Raw genomic sequence first — 19,212 nt, forward strand, 5'->3', positions numbered from 1 at the left:
ATTAAGAGGGAGGCTGAAGCATGCGAATGTTTTCAAAGCTAATGCCGGCGTCGACATTAAAGTTAGTAATTTCGTGTGTCGGTGTTTTAGCGCTTGTTTTACTTTCTGGATTCACTTTATTTGAGGCGACCAAAGCTGAAGTCGTATTCATAGAAGACGGAAAAGAGAAAACAGTAAAAACGCATAAAAACACCATAGGGGAATTACTAGCTGATTTAGATATTAACGTCGGAGAGCATGATCACTTATCCCACAACATAGATGATTCCATTAAAAACGGAATGGAAATCAATTACATCAAAGCAAAGCAAGTGTTCGTGACTATTGACGGAGAACAAAAAGAATATTATACAACGGCAGCTACGATAGATGAATTTTTAAAAGAGAATAAACTTTCTTTTCAAGAACAAGACGATGTATCTTATACCGAAGGCGACGCCATTGAAGATGGATTGCATATAACAGTAAATCAGGCATTCCAGATTACAATTAATGATGGTGGGAAAGAAAAACGTATTTGGACCACAGGCGGTACGGTGGCAGACTTGCTGGAAAAAGCAAAGGTAGAATATGCAAAAGACAGCGCTGACAAAGTAAAGCCTGCATTAGATGAAAAGGTTATGGAAAATATGACCGTTACAGTTGTCCGTGTGGAAAAAGAAAAAGATAGTGTCATGGAAAAACTGGCATTTTCAACCGAAAAAAAAGAGGACAGCAGTTTAGCACAAGGTGAAACAAGAGTCTTGTCGGAAGGAAAAGACGGTAAGGTTAAAAAGGTTTATGAAATTATTAAAGAAAATGGCAAAGAAGTAAGTAGAGAACTTATCAATGAGGAAATTATTGAAGAAAGTAAAAATCGAGTTGTTGCAATTGGTGCAAAGGAGCCAAAGCAGGAACAAAACCTAGTAACGTTATCGAATAAGAAGCCAACTTCTGATAATAACGATGCTTCCTCGAGTGAAACTAATACTGATACGGGAAAAACGTTTACTATGACAGCAAGCGCATATACCTCTACCTGTAATGGTTGTTCAGGTCTAACAGCGACAGGGATTAATTTAAAAGCAAACCCAAATATGAAGGTTATCGCTGTTGATCCAAGTGTTATTCCATTAGGCTCAAAAGTTCGGGTTGAGGGTTATGGCGAGGCTATTGCATCGGATACAGGAGGACACATTGTTGGAAACCGGATTGATGTGCATGTGCCTTCTAAACAGGCTGCATATAGTTGGGGAGTTAAAACCGTAACTGTAAAAATTTTAAATTAATCATCATGCTCTTATCATGTTATAGTGATAAGAGCATGATTTGTTTTATCCCGCCTCTAAGGTTCCGTAAGGCGCTCGCATTGGACTTTTAGGATGAATCCTAAGTTAATTTACCTGTAATGAGCGACATTCGAATAGAATCATAAAACAAAGCGTGCTAGGATATAATGGTTATACTAAGAAACAAAGATGAAGATATGTAGGAAGAGGGACGAGTGTGAAAGTAAAAGAAGTGATTGTCGTAGAAGGAAAAGATGATACAGCAAAGGTTCTGCAAGCAGTAGACGCTGATACAATTGAGACAAATGGTTCTGCGATCAATCCATCCATTCTAAAGCAAATTCAACATGCAAAGCAAAAGCGGGGAATTATTATTTTTACCGATCCAGATTATCCTGGAGAACGTATTCGTCATATTATAGATCAAGCTGTTCCTGGTTGTAAGCATGCGTTTTTGACACGTGATCAAGCAAAAGCAAAGCACTCGAAAAATAAAAGCTTAGGAATTGAACATGCCTCCATTCAAGCGATCCAGCGAGCATTAGCGTCTGTATATGAACTGCAAGAAACGTTTACAAGTAATATAACAAAGGCGGATCTAATCGATTATGGATTAATTGGCGGCATGGAAGCTGCACAAAAACGGAAGCGTCTTGGGGAAATATTACACATTGGTCATACCAATGGAAAGCAGCTAATAAAACGATTAACGATGTTTAAAATTAGTAAAGATGAATTAGAACAAGCGCTGATGCAAATCATGCAGGAGGATGAATGAGGATGACAGCCCATAAATATATTGCTACCCCGTCTCGTACGAAGGAAATACTGAATAAATATAATTTCTCTTTCAAGAAAAGTTTGGGGCAAAATTTTTTAGTGGACAGTAATATTTTAGAAAATATTATTCGCCATGCAGGAATCGCTAAGGATGTAGGGGTTATTGAAATAGGACCGGGAATCGGGGCATTAACGGAGCAATTGGCTATACATGCGAAGAAGGTGCTAGCGTTTGAAATTGATCAGCGTCTATTACCAGTATTAGCTGATACACTTAGACCATATAACAATATTGAAATCGTCCATCAAGATATTTTAAAAGCCGATGTTAAAGAACTGATTGCTGCTCATTTCCCAGCTGAAGAAACCGTTCAGCTTGTTGCTAATTTGCCTTATTATATAACAACACCTATTTTAATGAAGCTGTTAAAAGATCGATTACCTATAGAAAGTTTTACCGTAATGATTCAGAAAGAAGTAGCAGACCGTATGGCTGCACGTCCCAATAGTAAAAGTTATGGATCGTTAACACTTGCCGTTCAATATTATACAGAGGCAGAAGTAGTGATGCATGTCCCAAAGAGTGTGTTTATGCCTCAGCCAAATGTAGATTCAAGCATTTTAAAATTAGTTACGCGTAAAGTCCCGCCTGTTGAAGTAGATAATGAAGCGTACTTTTTTTCGTTCATTCAGGCTTGTTTCGCGCAACGAAGGAAAACATTACGAAATAATTTAGCAAACCTTTTTAGAGCTAATTTAATAAAAGATGAAATTACGTCGATTCTTAATCAAGTTGGTATAGATGGAACAAGACGAGGAGAATCATTAAGTATAGAAGAATTTGCTGCTGCGGCAAATGCGTTTTATCGTACAATATCTGAGTGATGTTATGAACAAAGGATTCACTTCCCTTGATTTACCCTAATCCCCCCTGGCAGGCTATATTTGCTTTTCAGGGGGGATTTATTTATATGAGAGGAGCATTTTTATGGCTAAAAATGTTCAATCTTTGTAAAGGACGTAACGATCTTAACATTTGATTACTTTTTCGTAGAGAAAAACGATTTTTGAGTAATGTTCAATTTATACCCACCTTTAAAAAATCTGTCCAATAATAAAGCAGATGCACTTGTGTCTGACGCACAGTTTTTTGGGCAATTCATAAGATATATTAAACGTTTGGGCAAGGAAGGCTGTGAGGTGGAGAATGAGCTTTACAAAAGGAGATTTAGTAACAAGATATTCTTATAATCATGATGTATTGTTTCGGATTTCGTCTGTAAAAGATGAGTATGCAGATTTAGTTGGCGAAGATATTCGTCTCAAAGCAGATGCGCCGATATCTGATTTAAGATCAGTTCAAGAACGAGAATTACAAAAGCGCAGACAGAAAGGAAAAGAAAAGGAAGAATTCTCTTATCGCCTGTTTCGTCAAGACTATCATTTGATGAAGGAAAAACGCAATTATCAGGCAACGGATGGCTTTACGCATGAAGCGTCATTTTTTCAACTCCCAGCAAAGGTTTTACATGTAGATGGCGATCAGACGTATTTAAAAAAATGTATAGAACTATACAACCGGATTGGTCTTCAGGTACATGGTGTGCACCTACATGAACGGGAAATGCCGGTACAGATTGTGGAACTGGTAACAAAAATTCATCCAGATATTATTGTGATTACTGGTCATGATTCATTTTCTAAAAATAAAGGACCAAAGCATGATATTCGTGCTTATAGGAATTCGAAGTATTTTGTTGAGACAGTTCGTGAAGCGAGAAAAATGAATCCAAATTTGGATCAGTTAATTATTTTTGCCGGGGCATGTCAATCGCATTTTGAATCCTTAATTCGCGCTGGGGCTAATTTTGCCAGTTCTCCATTACGCGTAAACATCCATGCCTTAGATCCTGTGTATATCGTTGCTAAAATTGCTTTTACCCCTTTTATGGAGAAGGTAAGTGTATGGGATGCCATTCGCAATACACTAACAGGTAATAAAGGAGTGGGAGGTGTGGACACTAAAGGCTTACTAAGGACAGGTCTGCCCTATATAGAAGAAGAACAAGACTTAAGCAGCTTACCTTAATGGTGAGGTTGCTTTTTTAAAAAGGACAAGTTAGAACAAAAACGCAGGCGTTCGGATGTAACCTAGAAGAAGTTATTTTATACTATAGAAAAGTATAAAATTTTAGAGTTTATAGTATAAGAAAAACTACAGCTTTCGTTAAATACTTAGCGACAAGCCAAGTTTTTCTAAAAAAAGATATTTACCATGTAGAAAGAGATATAATTTCCCATAACATTGAAAAAGTTAAGTGGCATCTCTCTCCATTAGTCAAGATTCCCAAGCAAAATGTGCATAAAAAGTTAACAATTACAAATAATAAACGAAATTAGGGAAATAAATTATTGACAATGAAAATATAATATTGATATAATATATAGTTTCATTTGACTGATGTACAAGTTTGTGGTATGCTTATTTACAGTGAGGTGGAGTATAGTGGCGAAAACATTAATCGAAATTAAGCAAGGTCTTGAAGGTCAGGTAGGGAAACGGTTAAAGCTTAAAGCGAATGGTGGTAGAAGAAAAACAATTGAGCGGTCCGGGATCCTGGCTGAAACCTATCCTTCTGTATTTATCGTTGAGCTTGACCAAGAAGAAAATGCATTCGAGCGTGTTTCATATAGCTATGCAGACGTTTTAACCGAAACAGTGGAACTTAAATTCATGGACGATCGAAACATTGCATCCGCTGTAGAGCAGTAGACCATATGTTTACTGCTTTTGTTTTAGAATTAATTAACAGAATACTTTTAATATTTATTAAACACCCCCCTAAATGTTTCCTTTTTTGTTTACATATAACGGTTTTGTTATTGGAATAAATGCGCATACTAAAAGTGTCGTAATTACTCATTACGTTAAAGGGGGTTGTTCTTTCATGGCTAGACGACGTGGAATGATGTCAGACCAATTGAAAGAAGAAATTGCCAAAGAGTTAGGATTTTACGACACGGTGCAAAGGGAAGGCTGGGGCGGCATAAAAGCACGTGATGCTGGAAATATGGTGAAACGAGCTATTGAAAAAGCCGAAGCAAGTATGCAACAAGGCAAATCCTAATCGGATTTGCCTTGTCTTTATACCCATTACTTTGCTGTAAGGTAATTTTAAGCGTGTAAAAATTTTATTGTAGAGAAAGACGCTCTCTCGTGAAAAATCGTTTTAAACCTTATTGTACAGTTGCTTAAAACATATAGGTGTATATGCTTTTCCTTTTGCAGTCGCTCGATAATTTGGAATATGTTACAATTTCATTATCTAAAAACAAGAAGGTGACGGGCGATGGCAATATTTGAAAAAGCACCCGCTAAAATAAATTTATCACTTGATGTTTTAAGCAAAAGAAGCGATGGCTACCATAATATAGAAATGATTATGACAACGATCGATTTAGCCGATCGTATTAAACTGAATGAATTAGCTGAAGACCGTATTGAAATTTCATTAGAAAGTAGATATGTCCCAAGCGATGAACGAAATTTAGCTTATCAAGCTGCATCTTTATTTAAACAAACTTATGGGATACATAAGGGAGTGCATATTACCATTGAAAAAAATATCCCCGTTTCTGCAGGGCTTGCTGGTGGAAGTGCAGACGCTGCGGCGGTCTTAAAAGGTCTAAATCGGCTATGGTCGATGCAAATTTCGGAAGAAGAGCTGCTCAAATTAGGAGCAACATTAGGTACAGACGTTCCGTTTTGTATTTGTGGACAAACAGCAATCGTTAAAGGGCGTGGAGAAATTGTAGAACCACTTCCTTCACCACCTTCTTGCTGGGTAGTTTTAGCTAAACCAGATATCGGGGTATCCTCCAGAACAATTTTCCAACAGATTGTAATGGGGGATATTGTTCACCCACAAACAGCTAAAGTCATTAAAGCATTGAAAGAAAATAATTTTGAAAATCTCTGCCAAAGCTTAGGTAACGCCTTAGAGCCTTTAACTATAAAACAATATCCCGAAGTACAGCAAATTAAACATGTGTTGAAACAAGCTGGAGCAGCTGCTGTGTTAATGAGCGGCAGTGGTCCAACGGTATATGGCCTCGTCGAGCATGAGAGGAAAGCGAGGAAAATTTACAACGGCATGCGAGGCTTTTGTGAGGAAGTATACTATGTAAGACTGTTAGGATAATTATATTGGTAAAAAGCGTATAATAATGGTATATTAAGAAGAAACATTCGGTTTTGAGGTGTGAAGATGAAAAGAAGTAATCGTTTAGTTGTATTGTCTAATTTTTTTCTCGAAAACCCGAGAAAGCATACTCAGTTACCTTATTTTGTATCACGATTAGAAACAACTAAAGCTTCTGTAAGTGAGGATATGGATATTATTGATGAGGTATTTCGCCGCGAAGGTATTGGATATTTGCAAAGGACGACTGGTGCTGGTGGTGGCGTGAAATATATACCGTTTAGTATTCATGAAAAAAATAAAGTATTTATAGAAAAACTCTGTCAAAGTCTTGAAGATCCGGCTCGTATCCTTCCAGGCGGCTATCTGTATATGAGTGATCTATTAGGAGATCCAAACACCATAAGAGAGATCGGCAGAGTATTTGCATCAGCATTTTCTGATAAGGATATTGATATGGTTGTAACCGTAGCTACAAAAGGGATACCGTTAGCTTATGCAGTTGCTTCCTTTCTCAATGTACCAGTAGTTATTGTTCGGAGAGATCCGAAAGTAACAGAGGGATCTTCTGTAAGTATTAATTATGTATCAGGCTCTTCTAAAAAAATTCAAACAATGGTATTGCCAAAGCGAAGTTTACCAGAGGGATCCAATGTTTGTATTGTTGATGATTTTATGAAAGCTGGTGGAACGATTACAGGTATGAAGAATTTGCTAGAAGAGTTTGATGCAACGGTCCAAGGAATTGGGGTATTAGCTGAAGCAGATGATGAAGAGGAAGAGCGAGTAATTGATGATTATATATCATTAATAAAAATATCCAATGTGGATATAAAGAAAAAGCAGATTGATGTACAAGTTGGTAACTATCTTGAAATTTACAAAACAAATGGACAGTCTCCTAAAAATGAATAACAGTCAGAGTATTTTGGGGTTGACAGCTTCTAATGTTATAGGGAGCAAATTGGAGCAAGAAATAAAGACATAAAATAAAACTTTTAAGCTTTTAAAAAGCTTGTGGAACGAAAAGAAGTAAAAATCGTTATAAGGATATGTAATCACGAAAGGAATGACTATCATTTCATGTGCTGATTGCAGTAATGAATTATTTTTTAATAAATCAGATCAATACATAAGCGTGATCGATGGTTGGTATACTAACAGGTAACGGATAATTCGTCTATTACACAGGTTAGACGTGTGAAAAGTTCGTCATAATTACAAAAAGAGTCCTCTGGTGTTTTAGATAAATATAAAGCAAAGAAATAGATGTTACGATGTATAACTGGTAAAAAGAAGAATATATAATAAGAGAGCAAAGGAAACTGTCAGAGGAAGAACAAAGAGAATTAAATCAATGTCTACTTGTGGAATTAATTGACATTTATTAAGAAAGTTGGTAAGGGAAACAATAATAACATTGTTTTGTTATTGTTACCCTTGTTGTTTTATTAATCCAAAAATAATACCGGTAGCTAGATTTGCGTCGCCTTTTGGTACTCCAAATTTAATAAGTCTTTTTCTTACATAATTTTTTGATACTTTCTGTGACTTTTTCCTATTTTTCTAGCGTTACGCTTTACAGCAACTGCATATTTCCTTGAAAATGGCTTGAGTATATATTCCCCAGCTTTGATAACTTTTCCAAGAGCTTTTCATCCTTTTAAACTTTTCTCAAATATAAGGGTTTGATGATTATTATTTTGCTCTCTTACTAATTTGTTTATAAATAACTTCACTTTTTATTAAATCCTGTTTAAATGATGGACTATTTATATCGAACATATCAGGGTCACATTGCTGTTTTCCTATTTTAATGAACAAGAATGAGCGTATTGGCAATAAGCTTAAAATATAGATGAGGATAACAAGCTTGTGTAGATCTTTTTTTCGTAGCAAGATTCATACTAAGTTCGTACCAAACTTGATATTTCAATAGCACTATTGTGTAACGGAGAAGTCGAATTGGTTGATGGAAGATTCCCGCAATGGTTTGGGTAACTATATCTGCTCCTATATAGCGGCACGCTTGTTTAAAATAGTTTTGTCTAACTGTGCGCTCATAATGTAGCAAATTGTGGTCTTCTTCCTACGATAGTCAACATCAGCTCGAATCCGACTAACATCGAGTTTTCGCTCAGGCGTCGGCGTGGCTTGGTTGCAGGTGCATGTTTTCTTTATCCAATATAAGGTGCTGTATTTTTCTCATTTCAAAAACCTACATATTATTTTGCGATCTCTATGAGAGAACGACTCCTAAATTTCTCCTTCGATTGGGCGACAGGACATGGCAACGACAGCGACGCATCACACGCAGAAAAGCGTTTTTCTAAGTACTCTATGAATGAAGTTTCCTTTTATTTCATTAGATCTGCCGTTTGTATGCCACAAAGTGAGCGCTGCTAGTTTTGGTTTTACATAAGAAAAAAATCTAGCATTGAAAATATTTTATTTTTTTTAATAATTTAGCAGGAATTTTAATAGTTTTGTTGAAGTAGTTAATATAGATTCAAATGCGAAAAGGTGGTGACACATCATGGAAGTAACCGACGTTCGGTTGCGCCGCGTTAATACGGAAGGTAGAATGCGGGCGATTGCATCAATTACTTTGGATCAGGAGTTTGTTGTCCATGACATCCGAGTGATTGATGGAAATAATGGACTATTTGTAGCGATGCCATCTAAGCGAACCCCGGATGGTGAATTTAGAGATATTGCTCACCCGATCAATTCAGGGACACGGGCAAAAATTCAGGATGCTGTGTTAGAAGAGTATCATCGAGCAGGCGAGGCAGAAGTAAAATATGAAGAAGCGGGAGCCTCCTAAGCAATCTTTTCTAATAATAATATTTTATAGCAACTAGAGGTCTAATCTACATCAGGTTAGCCTTCTTTTTTTGTTGAAAACGGTTACTCGATTTTGATACAAGGAAAAATTTCATGCATTCTTCGTAAAGAAAATGGATAGTACTGGAGAATGCCTTAATGCACATATTTAAACAATAGAATTTTCGTTCGCGGTTGGCTTGACTCCTTGTTACGTACAAAGAGAAATTTGTTGCGTTTTTTTACACTATAGGAAAGCTTAAAACTTTAGGCTTTATCTCGCATGTAAGGTGCCGTAAGTTTCCCACTTCAAGTCCTGAATTGATACAAAAGTGGGAGAAAACGGCACCTAAATGCCCGATTGGTTCAAGGGCCTTTAGGTCATACCCTTGTGGTACTAACATTCAGTAGGAGATGGAAGAAAACTCCTACTGAATGAAGTTTCACTTTATCGTATAAGAAAAACGATAGCTTTTGCCATAAAGACTTGGCGGCAAGCAAGTTTTTCTAAATGTTTTTGAACAATCTCTATATAGACAACTGGATAATGCTTCCAGACGAACTTCTTTAAATATGAATATTCTGCTGAAAATGGATAGTTTTGTACTGTTATAGGCCTTGATTTACATGGTTTATCTATTGAAATGAACTGTCATTTAAGATATATTCATAATGGGTAAATCGAAATGATGGAGGTTTCTTTATATGACGAATCGATATGCTGTTGTTTTAGCAGCTGGACAGGGTACAAGGATGAAATCAAAGCTTTACAAAGTACTCCATCCAATAGCAGGTCGACCAATGGTGCAACATGTCATTGATCAAATAAGCAGCGTGAATGTAGATAAAGTAATTACCATTGTCGGGTTTGGTGCTGAAGATGTGAAGAAGCATATTGGTGCTAAAAGTGAGTTTGTTCTTCAAGAGGAACAACTGGGAACTGGGCATGCGGTGCTACAGGCAGAAGCGCTTTTAAAAGACAAAGAAGGTACAACCATTGTGGTTTGTGGCGATACACCGTTAATTACAAAGGAAACATATCAATCTCTTATTGATCATCATGAAAAATCAGGTGCAAAAGCGACAATTCTTACTGCAAAGGCCCCTAATCCATTTGGTTATGGCAGGATTATTCGCAATGAAGCAAATAGTGTAGAACGAATTGTAGAGCATAAAGATGCAAATGACAAGGAATTACTTGTAGATGAAATTAATACAGGTACATATTGTTTTGATAATCAAGCATTATTTCAAGCGTTGAAGCAAGTTTCTAATAATAACGCACAGGGTGAGTATTATTTGCCAGATGTCATAGAAATCCTCCAACAGCAAGGGGAAATTGTAAGTGCGTATATAACGCACAACTTTGATGAAACTTTAGGTATTAATGATCGAGTTGCTTTGGCAGAGGCAGAAAAGATTATGAAGCTGCGCATCAATGAACGGCATATGAAAAATGGTGTAACGATAGTTGATCCAGAGCACACATATATTGGACCAGATGTTAAAATTGGTGCTGATACAATTATCCATCCTGGGACAATCCTTAAAGGCGAAACGGTGATTGAAGAGGAGGCAGAGATCGGCCCTTATTCAGAGCTAATTAATTGTTATGTAGGAAAAGGAACGATTGTTAAACAAAGTGTTGCTAGTGATAGTAAAATTGGCAATCATGTAAAAGTTGGACCATATGCTCATCTTCGTCCTGAAAGCTCCATTGGCAATAACGGTAAAATAGGTAATTTTGTAGAGATTAAAAAGACAGAACTCAAGGAAAATAGCAAAGTCTCCCACTTGAGTTATATAGGTGATGCGCACGTAGGAAGCAATGTGAATATTGGTTGTGGTACAATAACAGTGAACTATGACGGCAAACATAAATATGTAACGACAATTGAAGATGATTCATTTATTGGATGCAATTCAAATCTCATTGCTCCTGTAACCATTGGAAGGGGTTCCTATGTTGCAGCTGGATCAACCATTACAAAGGACGTGCCAGAGGATTCTTTATCAGTAGCTAGAGCGCGGCAAACGAATAAAGAAGGATATGCATCAAAAATAAAAAAACAGAAAAAAGATTAACGGAGGGTATTAACTCATGGCATCTACTTACAAGGATTCATCCTTGAAGGTTTTTACATTAAATTCTAATCGCAAATTGGCGCAAGACATCGCAGACCACATCGGTACTAAGCTGGGGAAGTGTACCGTATCCCGGTTTAGTGATGGTGAGATTCAAATTAATATTGAAGAAAGCATTCGCGGATGTGATGTTTATGTCGTTCAATCAACTTGTTCTCCAGTTAATGATCATTTGATGGAATTATTAATTATGATCGATGCTTTAAAGCGAGCATCAGCCAAATCCATTAATATTGTTATGCCGTATTATGGATATGCTAGACAAGATCGTAAAGCTAGATCCCGTGAGCCTATAGCGGCAAAACTAGTAGCTAATCTACTAGAAACATCCGGTGCTAATCGGGTTATAACACTAGATTTGCATGCACCGCAAATTCAAGGATTTTTTGATATACCGATCGATCATTTGCAAGGTGTTCCAATTCTTTCAGATTACTTTGAAGCAATGAATTTAGAGGATACTATTATTGTCTCTCCTGATCATGGCGGGGTGACACGGGCACGTAAAATGGCAGATCGCCTAAAGGCGCCTATTGGAATAATTGATAAGCGTAGACCTCGTCCAAATGTTGCCGAAGTAATGAATATTGTGGGAAATATTGAAGGAAAGACAGCGATTCTTATCGATGACATTATTGATACAGCAGGTACCATTACTCTTGCAGCCAATGCGCTAGTTGAAAACGGAGCAAAAGAAGTGTATGCTTGCTGTACGCATCCAGTCTTATCAGGTCCGGCTATTGAACGTATTAACAGTTCAAAAATAAAAGAGCTAGTCATTACGAATTCGATTCCATTACCAGAGGACAAGCAAATTAATAAAATCACACAGTTGTCTGTCGCGCCTTTAATTGGTGAAGCGATTATTCGTGTGCATGAGTTACAATCTGTAAGCATTTTATTTGATTGATGTTTAAGCCATAAGTAAAACGGGTATTATCTAAGATGTGTATAATGGCAGTAAGACTTCCATTTCAATACCGAGGTGAAACCTTGGAGGTTAAGTGAAGGATCAAACTGCAAGACAAATGCCCGATCCTAATGAATTAATTGCACGAATGAAATTAAAAGCGTAAAATTTCAAGATAGAGGTACTGCAACAAGTCAAGGTTTTTTGTTAAATTTTGGAGGATGATAAATATGGCAGTCAAATTAGCAGCGCAATTAAGAGAAGATCATACTAAATCAGCAACAAAGGAGATTAGAAATAGCGGTCATGTGCCAGCTGTTTTATACGGAAAAGGAAAAGAAACGAAATCTATTTCCGTCAATAGCATCGAACTGGTAAAAACGGTACGTGATGAAGGAAGAAATGCGATCATTTCATTACAAGTCGAAAATGAAGCACCTGTTGATGTAATGTTGCATGAGTACCAAATTGATCCATTAAGAGATGAACTTATTCATGCGGACTTTTATATCGTTGATATGGCTGAAGAGATGGATGTAGAAGTAAACTTGCGTCTGGAAGGCGAAGCAATAGGAACGAAGGATGGAGGCGTGCTTCAACAGCCATTACATGAATTGCAAGTTCGTGCAAAGCCTGCTGACATTCCGGAAGAAATTGTTGTGGACATTTCTGATCTTGGAATAGGTGACAGTATCGCTGTTGGTGATATTAAAACGGATGGTAATTACACTATTTTAGATGATGAAGTTACTACAGTTGTAACAGTATTAGCTCCAGACACAGCTAAAGATTTAGAGGGAGAAACGCCAGCTGAAAATGCTGAGCCGGAATTAGTCGGTGCCGAAAAGGACAAAGAAGAAGAAGCTTAATTTGCTAAATAAAGTAATCACACCCTCAAACTATTTGGAGCATGTCTCAAGTAAGAGCTCTCAGTATCTACCCTTTATCAATGTGAAAGAGAGTTCGTGTATAGATGAGGAAGCACTCTCCCTCCTGTTTAGGGGGGAGAGTTGTGTTGTATTATTTAAGCAGTATAAAATTTTTAGAAATGCGTGACAGATGTAAGTATAGATAGTGTAGAAGCTAGACAACAAAACATCTGATTTAAGTCCTGCAGAAGTTTGGTTTTTAAAGGTAAAAACTTATCCCGCATCTAAGGTGCCGTAAGACTCCCACTTCAAGAGTCTTGAGTTGATACAAAAGGGTCTAAGTGGGAGAAAACGGCACCTAAATGCCCGATTCGTTCAAGCTAACAGATGGAAGAAAACTCCTACTGAATGAAGTTTCACTTTATTATTGCTTAGCTTATATTCTATACTCAGTGTTTTTATTTTAGAAAGATATTAAACAAAGGAAGAAGTTATGATGAAATGTATTATTGGATTGGGAAATCCAGGAAAGAAATATGAGAACACAAGACATAATGTAGGTTTCATGGTTATTGATGAGTTACTAAAGCGCTATCAGTGGAAGCTCGACAAAACGAAATTTAAAGGGGACTATACCATCGCTCAATTAGAAACAAAAAAAGTTATGCTGATAAAGCCGCAAACGTTTATGAACCTTTCTGGCGAAGCTGTAAGACCACTGATGGATTATTATAATATTGATTTAGAAAATATTTTGATTATTTTTGATGATTTAGACTTACCTGTAGGCAAAATTCGCCTGCGTCAAAAAGGTGGGCATGGTGGACATAATGGCATTAGATCTATTATTAATCATGTAGGATCAAAAGATTTTAAACGAATTCGCATTGGTATTGGAAGACCACAAACAACATCACTTACTATCGTTGATTACGTACTTCAATCCTTCCCTAAAAATGAACTAGAGGAAGTCATGCAAGGGGTAAGAAAAGCAGCAGATGCATGTGAGGCTTGGCTAAATAAGCCGTTTGATGAAGTGATGAACGAATATAATAAGTAATTACCACATAAGATAAAAGACAAACTTAAATTGAATCACTTCTTTCATTTGTATAGACGAAGGCAATTTCGGATACACTTATTACCAATAACTACTTGTTATTGGAGGTGACTCCTTTTGCCTATCATATATTTATGCAGGCATTGTGGTCAGAAAATAGGAAGCATTCAACAGAAGGTTATAGATACAACAATGCTAGGTTTTGATCAATTAACGATGAAGGAAAAAGAAGAGATGATCACTTATAAACCAAATGGAGATGTCCATATAAAGGTTATCTGTGAGAATTGTGAAGAGGCCTTAGGACATCATCCACATTATCATGAATTAGACTTTTTTATACAATAAAAGCAAGCTGCTGCTTTGGTAATAGAACCAAGGCGTTTTTGTGCTTATATACAAAGGGTGAAGACTTGGACATTACAAAGTATGGAAAAGTCAGTTTTACAAAGATTCGCTTGTTAAGACTTACGTCACCCAATGTAAGTGGAGGTTTAGTAATGAAGGGTATACAATCATATTTACAATCGAAAGAAGATATACAGTCTGTGATTAAAGGAATATTAGCTGGAATGGATGAGCAGCTAGTTGCTGGATTATCAGGTTCAGCTAGAGGACTGCTTGTATCTGCAATTCATGGTGAAGTCAAAAAGCCTATTTTGCTTATAACGCACCAACTAGTACAGGCGCAACAATTATATGATGACCTTACTGGGTTTATTAGTGAAGAAGAGGTCCATTTATATCCAGTGAACGAATTAATTGCATCAGAAATTGCGATTGCTAGTCCCGAATTGCGAAGTCAGCGTATCGAGTCATTAATGGCTTGGTCAAAAAATAAGTCGGGAATTTTAATTGCTCCTGTCGCAGCATTAAAGCGAATCCTTCCTCCACCAGACTATTGGGAGAAATATCAACTTCCTTTTAAACTAGGTGAGGGTATTGATGTCGAAGCTTACCTATCTTCTTTAGTAGACATGGGCTACAATCATGCTTCTATGGTTACTTCTCCTGGTGAGTTTAGTAGACGTGGTGGGATTATTGATGTTTATCCACTCACCGAGAAGCATCCGATTCGCATTGAATTATTTGATGAAGAAATTGATTCGATTAGGTATTTTGACGCAGAAACGCAGCGTTCCTTAGATAAACTAAAAGAAACTACAATTGGTCCAGCTACAGAGTTACTGTTAAGTCAATCTGATATTTACGCTGCTGGTGAGCGTGTCGAGGAAGCGCTTGCTGAAACATTAAAAACGCTCAAATCTAAAGAATCAAAGGAAACGCTTACAGAAGTAGTGAAGGCTGACATAGAACGTTTAAAAAATCTGGAGCATTTTTCAGAAATGTATAAATATATTGGTTATATGTATAGGCAGCCAGCTAGTTTACTAGATTATTTACCACAGGATGGTCAAATTATTATCGATGAAATGAGTCGAATACAAGAGACGGCTTTACATTTGGATACAGAAGAGGCAGATTGGTATAGTAGCCTCCTAGCATCCCATCAGATGGTAAAAAATAGTGTTTTTTCCTTTGATTGGCATGCCATTTGGGAACGAATGAAACAGCCGCGACTGTATATGTCTGTTTTTTTACGCCATATTCCAAATACACAACCGAAAAATATTATTAATTTATCCTCTAGACCCATGCAAGAGTTTCATGGACAAATGCATTTATTAAAGAATGAATTGAAAAGATGGGAAAAAGGGGATTACTCCGTTGTCGTTGTAGCACCAGATGAGAATCGAGCTGAAAAGATCCATTCTATTTTCTTAGATTATGATATGGAATTTGGTATTTCGAAAAATCTGTATCTTCCGGTTGAAAAACCGACGATTACAGTAGGTAATATTTCCAGCGGCGTTGAACTGCCAATGCATAAGGTAGTTCTAGTTACGGAGCAGGAGTTATTTAAGAAACGAACAAAACGGCCACGAAAACAGCAGAAAATATCTAATGCTGAGCGAATTAAGGATTATCAAGAATTAAAGGTTGGCGATTATGTTGTCCATGCAAACCATGGTATTGGAAAGTATCTTGGTATTGAGACATTACAAGTAAACGATTTGCATAAAGATTATATGCTAATCAAATATTCCGGCGATGATAAGTTATTTGTACCGATTGATCAAATCGATCAAGTGCAAAAGTTTGTTGGCTCAGAAGGAAAAGAGCCTAGGTTATATAAATTAGGCGGAAGTGAATGGAAAAAAGTAAAACGCAAAGTTCAATCCTCCGTGGAAGATATAGCAGATGACTTAATTAAACTGTATGCCGAAAGAGAAGCGAGAAAGGGATTTGCCTTTTCAAAAGATACAGAAATGCAGAGGGAGTTTGAAGCGTCCTTCCAATATCAGGAAACGGACGATCAATTGCGTTGTATAGAAGAGATCAAACGAGATATGGAAAAAGAACGCCCGATGGATCGTTTGCTCTGCGGTGATGTAGGTTATGGGAAAACCGAAGTCGCTATTCGTGCAGCATTTAAAGCAATTATGGATGATAAGCAAGTCGCTTTATTAGTCCCTACTACCATTTTGGCACAGCAGCATTTTGAGACGATTCGAGAGCGTTTCCAGGATTATCCAATATCTATTGGACTGTTGAGTAGATTCCGAACTAGAAAGCAACAGAAAGAAACATTGGAAAAATTACGAAAAGGTACGATTGATATTGTTATTGGAACGCATCGTCTTTTATCTAAAGACGTACAGTACAATGATTTAGGTCTTTTAATTGTCGATGAGGAGCAGCGTTTTGGAGTTAAACATAAGGAAAAAATTAAACAGCTGAAAACAAATGTAGACGTACTTACCTTGACAGCTACACCAATTCCGAGGACACTTCATATGTCCATGCTTGGTGTTCGGGATCTTTCCGTTATCGAAACACCACCAGAAAACCGTTTCCCAGTTCAAACATATGTCATGGAATATAATCCCGTTTTTATACGTGAAGCAATTGAACGAGAAATGGCACGTGGTGGGCAAGTATTCTTTCTTCATAATCGGGTAGAAAATATTGAAGAAGTAGCGAGAGAGCTAGGAAGACATGTTGACGCGAGAATTGCTGTTGCTCATGGACAAATGAACGAAACAGAACTGGAAAATGTCATTTTCGCTTTTTTAGAAGGGGAATTTGATGTACTTGTTAGCACGACCATTATCGAAACCGGTGTCGATATTCCTAATGTAAATACGTTAATAGTCAATGATGCGGACCGGATGGGATTGAGTCAACTGTATCAATTGCGTGGTCGGGTCGGTCGTTCTAATCGAGTTGCTTATGCCTACTTTACGTACAAAAGAGATAAAGTGCTGACAGAGGTAGCAGAAAAAAGATTGCAAGCAATAAAAGAATTTACAGAGTTAGGCTCCGGATTTAAAATAGCGATGCGCGATTTATCCATTCGCGGAGCGGGAAATCTATTAGGTGCTCAGCAACATGGATTTATAGATTCAGTAGGTTTTGATATGTACTCACAAATGCTAAAAGAAGCGATTGATGCTCGAAAAGAAGGTAAGGATACAAAAGATATTAAACCGTTTGAATCAGAATTAACATTAAATATCGATGCATATATTCCTGATGAATATATTGATGATGAAAAACAGAAAATTGATATTTATAAACAATTTCAAACGATGGAATCTAGAGCAGATGCGGAAGATTTACGTGATGAATTAATCGATCGTTTTGGTGATTATCCAGAGGAAGTTGACCATTTATTTACGGTAGCGATACTAAAAATGCTAGCTAAGCGAGAACGAATAGTATCAATTAGTGAAAAAAATAACAAAATAGAAGTACTCGTAGATGAAGAACGTAGTCAGCAAATTGATGGCGCAAAACTATTTGAAATAGCGAATACATTTGGTCGAGGCGTACAGCTGGGTACGGAAAAGAATAAGCTAAAGCTTGTATTTAAATATACAAAAGATACAAAAGCCGATCGTTACTCTAATGTAGCAGAATTTATTGAAAAACTAACAGATGTAAATCGTAAATCGTAAAAAATTGGTATTTCATGTATAGTTATCCTGCTTTGCTTCATACTAAAACCACAACTGATGATTTCCACAGAGAAACTAGGGTAATGAGTAATCATCATTATTTAGAAAGTGAGGCTATATAGTATGAAAGCAACAGGAATAGTTCGTCGTATTGATGATTTAGGAAGAGTAGTAATTCCTAAGGAGATCAGAAGGACACTGCGAATTAGAGAAGGAGATCCACTGGAAATTTATGTGGACAGGGAAGGAGAAGTTATTTTAAAAAAATATTCTCCTATTAACGAATTGGGCCATTTTGCCAAAGAATATGCAGAGGCGCTGTTTGACTCCCTACAAACGCCTGTAATTATTTCCGATCGCGATGAAGTGATTGCTGTAGCAGGTGAATCAAAAAAAGATTATCTAAATAAAAATATTAGCTCAACTTTAGCGAAAATAATCGAAGGTAGAACACATATTCTTGAAAAAGAACCACAAACTTTAGAGATTATCGAAGGACATGAGCAAGAATTAAATTCCTATTGTGTTAGTCCAATTATCGCTAATGGTGATGCAATTGGCTCTGTAGTGATTTTTGCCAAAGAGGGAGAGCCATTTAGCAAAGTAGAGCAAAAAGCAGCAGAAACAGCTGCAAGCTTTTTAGCTAAGCAGATGGAATAATATACTTGCTTATCTGTTGTATGCAAGCTGTCATTCTAATAATAGGATTAGAAGGCAGCTTGTTTGATTTGAGAGGATGTTTAAAATAGTTTCGCTAAAATGTATAATATTTTAGTACTTAAATGAAGACCGATAACTTTTAGTAATAATTCGCTTTTTCAGTAATAGGTATTCTTTATTCAAGTAAATAAGCGGAGCAGTCTCCCCCTTAAAGGCGGGCGGAAGGAAACACCAAGGATGAGGGTTTCCTTTCGATTTACACTATAGGAAAGTATAAAACTTTAGACTTTATCCCGCATGTAAGTTGCCGTAAGACTCCCACTTCAAGATCTGAATTGATACAAAGGGTCAAAGTGGAAGAAAACGGCACCTAAATGCCCGATTGGTTCAAGGGCCTTTAGGTCATACCCCTGTGGTACTAATATTCCGTGTAAAAAGCATTCCACGGAATGAAGTTTCACTTTATCCCG

General features: G+C 36.9%; 16 protein-coding genes. All 16 read left to right on the forward strand.

The window, feature by feature from the left end:
- Window positions 1-20: 20 nt before the first annotated feature.
- The 16 genes from JNUCC74_RS00375 to spoVT all read left to right on the forward strand — a co-directional run bounded on the left by JNUCC74_RS00375 (window position 21) and on the right by spoVT (window position 18,742).
- The gene (locus JNUCC74_RS00375; protein WP_454066516.1) at window positions 21-1,268 is read left to right on the forward strand and encodes a ubiquitin-like domain-containing protein; all 1,248 of its coding nucleotides are present in this window, start codon (window positions 21-23) and stop codon (window positions 1,266-1,268) included.
- Window positions 1,269-1,485: 217 nt separating this feature from the next.
- Window positions 1,486-2,046 (forward strand): ribonuclease M5, encoded by a 561-nt coding sequence (gene rnmV, locus JNUCC74_RS00380; RefSeq protein ID WP_077317508.1) that lies wholly within the window; start codon window positions 1,486-1,488, stop codon window positions 2,044-2,046.
- 2 nt (window positions 2,047-2,048) lie between these two features.
- Window positions 2,049-2,933 (forward strand): 16S rRNA (adenine(1518)-N(6)/adenine(1519)-N(6))-dimethyltransferase RsmA, encoded by an 885-nt coding sequence (gene rsmA / locus JNUCC74_RS00385; RefSeq protein ID WP_454066517.1) that lies wholly within the window; start codon window positions 2,049-2,051, stop codon window positions 2,931-2,933.
- 322 nt (window positions 2,934-3,255) lie between these two features.
- On the forward strand, window positions 3,256-4,137 hold the full coding sequence (gene yabG, locus JNUCC74_RS00390; protein ID WP_077317506.1) for a sporulation peptidase YabG: 882 nt from the start codon (window positions 3,256-3,258) through the stop codon (window positions 4,135-4,137).
- 417 nt (window positions 4,138-4,554) lie between these two features.
- A complete protein-coding gene (gene veg / locus JNUCC74_RS00395) occupies window positions 4,555-4,821 on the forward strand; it encodes a biofilm formation stimulator Veg (RefSeq protein ID WP_077317505.1) in 267 nt (88 codons plus the stop codon).
- Window positions 4,822-4,996: 175 nt separating this feature from the next.
- Window positions 4,997-5,176, forward strand: coding sequence for a small, acid-soluble spore protein, alpha/beta type (locus JNUCC74_RS00400; RefSeq protein WP_077317504.1), 180 nt, complete (start codon window positions 4,997-4,999; stop codon window positions 5,174-5,176).
- 222 nt (window positions 5,177-5,398) lie between these two features.
- Window positions 5,399-6,250, forward strand: coding sequence for a 4-(cytidine 5'-diphospho)-2-C-methyl-D-erythritol kinase (ispE, locus tag JNUCC74_RS00405; RefSeq protein ID WP_077317503.1), 852 nt, complete (start codon window positions 5,399-5,401; stop codon window positions 6,248-6,250).
- 66 nt (window positions 6,251-6,316) lie between these two features.
- Entirely contained in the window at window positions 6,317-7,165 is an 849-nt protein-coding gene (purR, locus tag JNUCC74_RS00410) for a pur operon repressor (protein ID WP_454066518.1), read from the forward strand.
- A gap of 1,621 nt (window positions 7,166-8,786) precedes the next feature.
- Window positions 8,787-9,077, forward strand: a complete 291-nt coding sequence (gene spoVG, locus JNUCC74_RS00415; RefSeq protein ID WP_021290353.1) for a septation regulator SpoVG — start codon at window positions 8,787-8,789, stop codon at window positions 9,075-9,077.
- 704 nt (window positions 9,078-9,781) lie between these two features.
- On the forward strand, window positions 9,782-11,161 hold the full coding sequence (glmU, locus tag JNUCC74_RS00420; protein WP_454066519.1) for a bifunctional UDP-N-acetylglucosamine diphosphorylase/glucosamine-1-phosphate N-acetyltransferase GlmU: 1,380 nt from the start codon (window positions 9,782-9,784) through the stop codon (window positions 11,159-11,161).
- Between the two features lie 16 nt (window positions 11,162-11,177).
- Window positions 11,178-12,131, forward strand: a complete 954-nt coding sequence (locus tag JNUCC74_RS00425; protein ID WP_077317499.1) for a ribose-phosphate diphosphokinase — start codon at window positions 11,178-11,180, stop codon at window positions 12,129-12,131.
- Window positions 12,132-12,361: 230 nt separating this feature from the next.
- Window positions 12,362-13,000 (forward strand): 50S ribosomal protein L25/general stress protein Ctc, encoded by a 639-nt coding sequence (locus JNUCC74_RS00430; RefSeq protein ID WP_454066520.1) that lies wholly within the window; start codon window positions 12,362-12,364, stop codon window positions 12,998-13,000.
- 496 nt (window positions 13,001-13,496) lie between these two features.
- Window positions 13,497-14,060 carry an aminoacyl-tRNA hydrolase gene (gene pth / locus JNUCC74_RS00435; protein WP_454066521.1) on the forward strand — a complete coding sequence of 188 codons (564 nt, stop codon included), beginning with the start codon at window positions 13,497-13,499 and terminating at the stop codon, window positions 14,058-14,060.
- 117 nt (window positions 14,061-14,177) lie between these two features.
- Window positions 14,178-14,408: an anti-sigma-F factor Fin family protein gene (locus JNUCC74_RS00440; RefSeq protein ID WP_077317496.1), complete on the forward strand. Its 231-nt coding sequence runs from the start codon at window positions 14,178-14,180 to the stop codon at window positions 14,406-14,408.
- A gap of 152 nt (window positions 14,409-14,560) precedes the next feature.
- Complete coding sequence (gene mfd, locus JNUCC74_RS00445) at window positions 14,561-18,082, forward strand: transcription-repair coupling factor (RefSeq protein ID WP_454066522.1); 3,522 nt, start codon at window positions 14,561-14,563, stop codon at window positions 18,080-18,082.
- Window positions 18,083-18,205: 123 nt separating this feature from the next.
- Window positions 18,206-18,742: a stage V sporulation protein T gene (gene spoVT / locus JNUCC74_RS00450; protein WP_454066523.1), complete on the forward strand. Its 537-nt coding sequence runs from the start codon at window positions 18,206-18,208 to the stop codon at window positions 18,740-18,742.
- Window positions 18,743-19,212 lie beyond the last annotated feature (470 nt).

Source organism: Cerasibacillus sp. JNUCC 74 (assembly GCF_053667775.1).

Bases quoted from the DNA above. Each gene is read 5' to 3' on its own strand.
- spoVT (WP_454066523.1), top strand. From the start codon at position 18,206: ATGAAAGCAACAGGAATAGTTCGTCGTATTGATGATTTAGGAAGAGTA.
- rsmA (WP_454066517.1), top strand. From the start codon at position 2,049: ATGACAGCCCATAAATATATTGCTACCCCGTCTCGTACGAAGGAAATA.
- JNUCC74_RS00425 (WP_077317499.1), top strand. From the start codon at position 11,178: ATGGCATCTACTTACAAGGATTCATCCTTGAAGGTTTTTACATTAAAT.
- JNUCC74_RS00400 (WP_077317504.1), top strand. From the start codon at position 4,997: ATGGCTAGACGACGTGGAATGATGTCAGACCAATTGAAAGAAGAAATT.
- mfd (WP_454066522.1), top strand. From the start codon at position 14,561: ATGAAGGGTATACAATCATATTTACAATCGAAAGAAGATATACAGTCT.
- JNUCC74_RS00430 (WP_454066520.1), top strand. From the start codon at position 12,362: ATGGCAGTCAAATTAGCAGCGCAATTAAGAGAAGATCATACTAAATCA.
- spoVG (WP_021290353.1), top strand. From the start codon at position 8,787: ATGGAAGTAACCGACGTTCGGTTGCGCCGCGTTAATACGGAAGGTAGA.
- purR (WP_454066518.1), top strand. From the start codon at position 6,317: ATGAAAAGAAGTAATCGTTTAGTTGTATTGTCTAATTTTTTTCTCGAA.
- glmU (WP_454066519.1), top strand. From the start codon at position 9,782: ATGACGAATCGATATGCTGTTGTTTTAGCAGCTGGACAGGGTACAAGG.
- ispE (WP_077317503.1), top strand. From the start codon at position 5,399: ATGGCAATATTTGAAAAAGCACCCGCTAAAATAAATTTATCACTTGAT.
- yabG (WP_077317506.1), top strand. From the start codon at position 3,256: ATGAGCTTTACAAAAGGAGATTTAGTAACAAGATATTCTTATAATCAT.
- JNUCC74_RS00375 (WP_454066516.1), top strand. From the start codon at position 21: ATGCGAATGTTTTCAAAGCTAATGCCGGCGTCGACATTAAAGTTAGTA.
- pth (WP_454066521.1), top strand. From the start codon at position 13,497: ATGAAATGTATTATTGGATTGGGAAATCCAGGAAAGAAATATGAGAAC.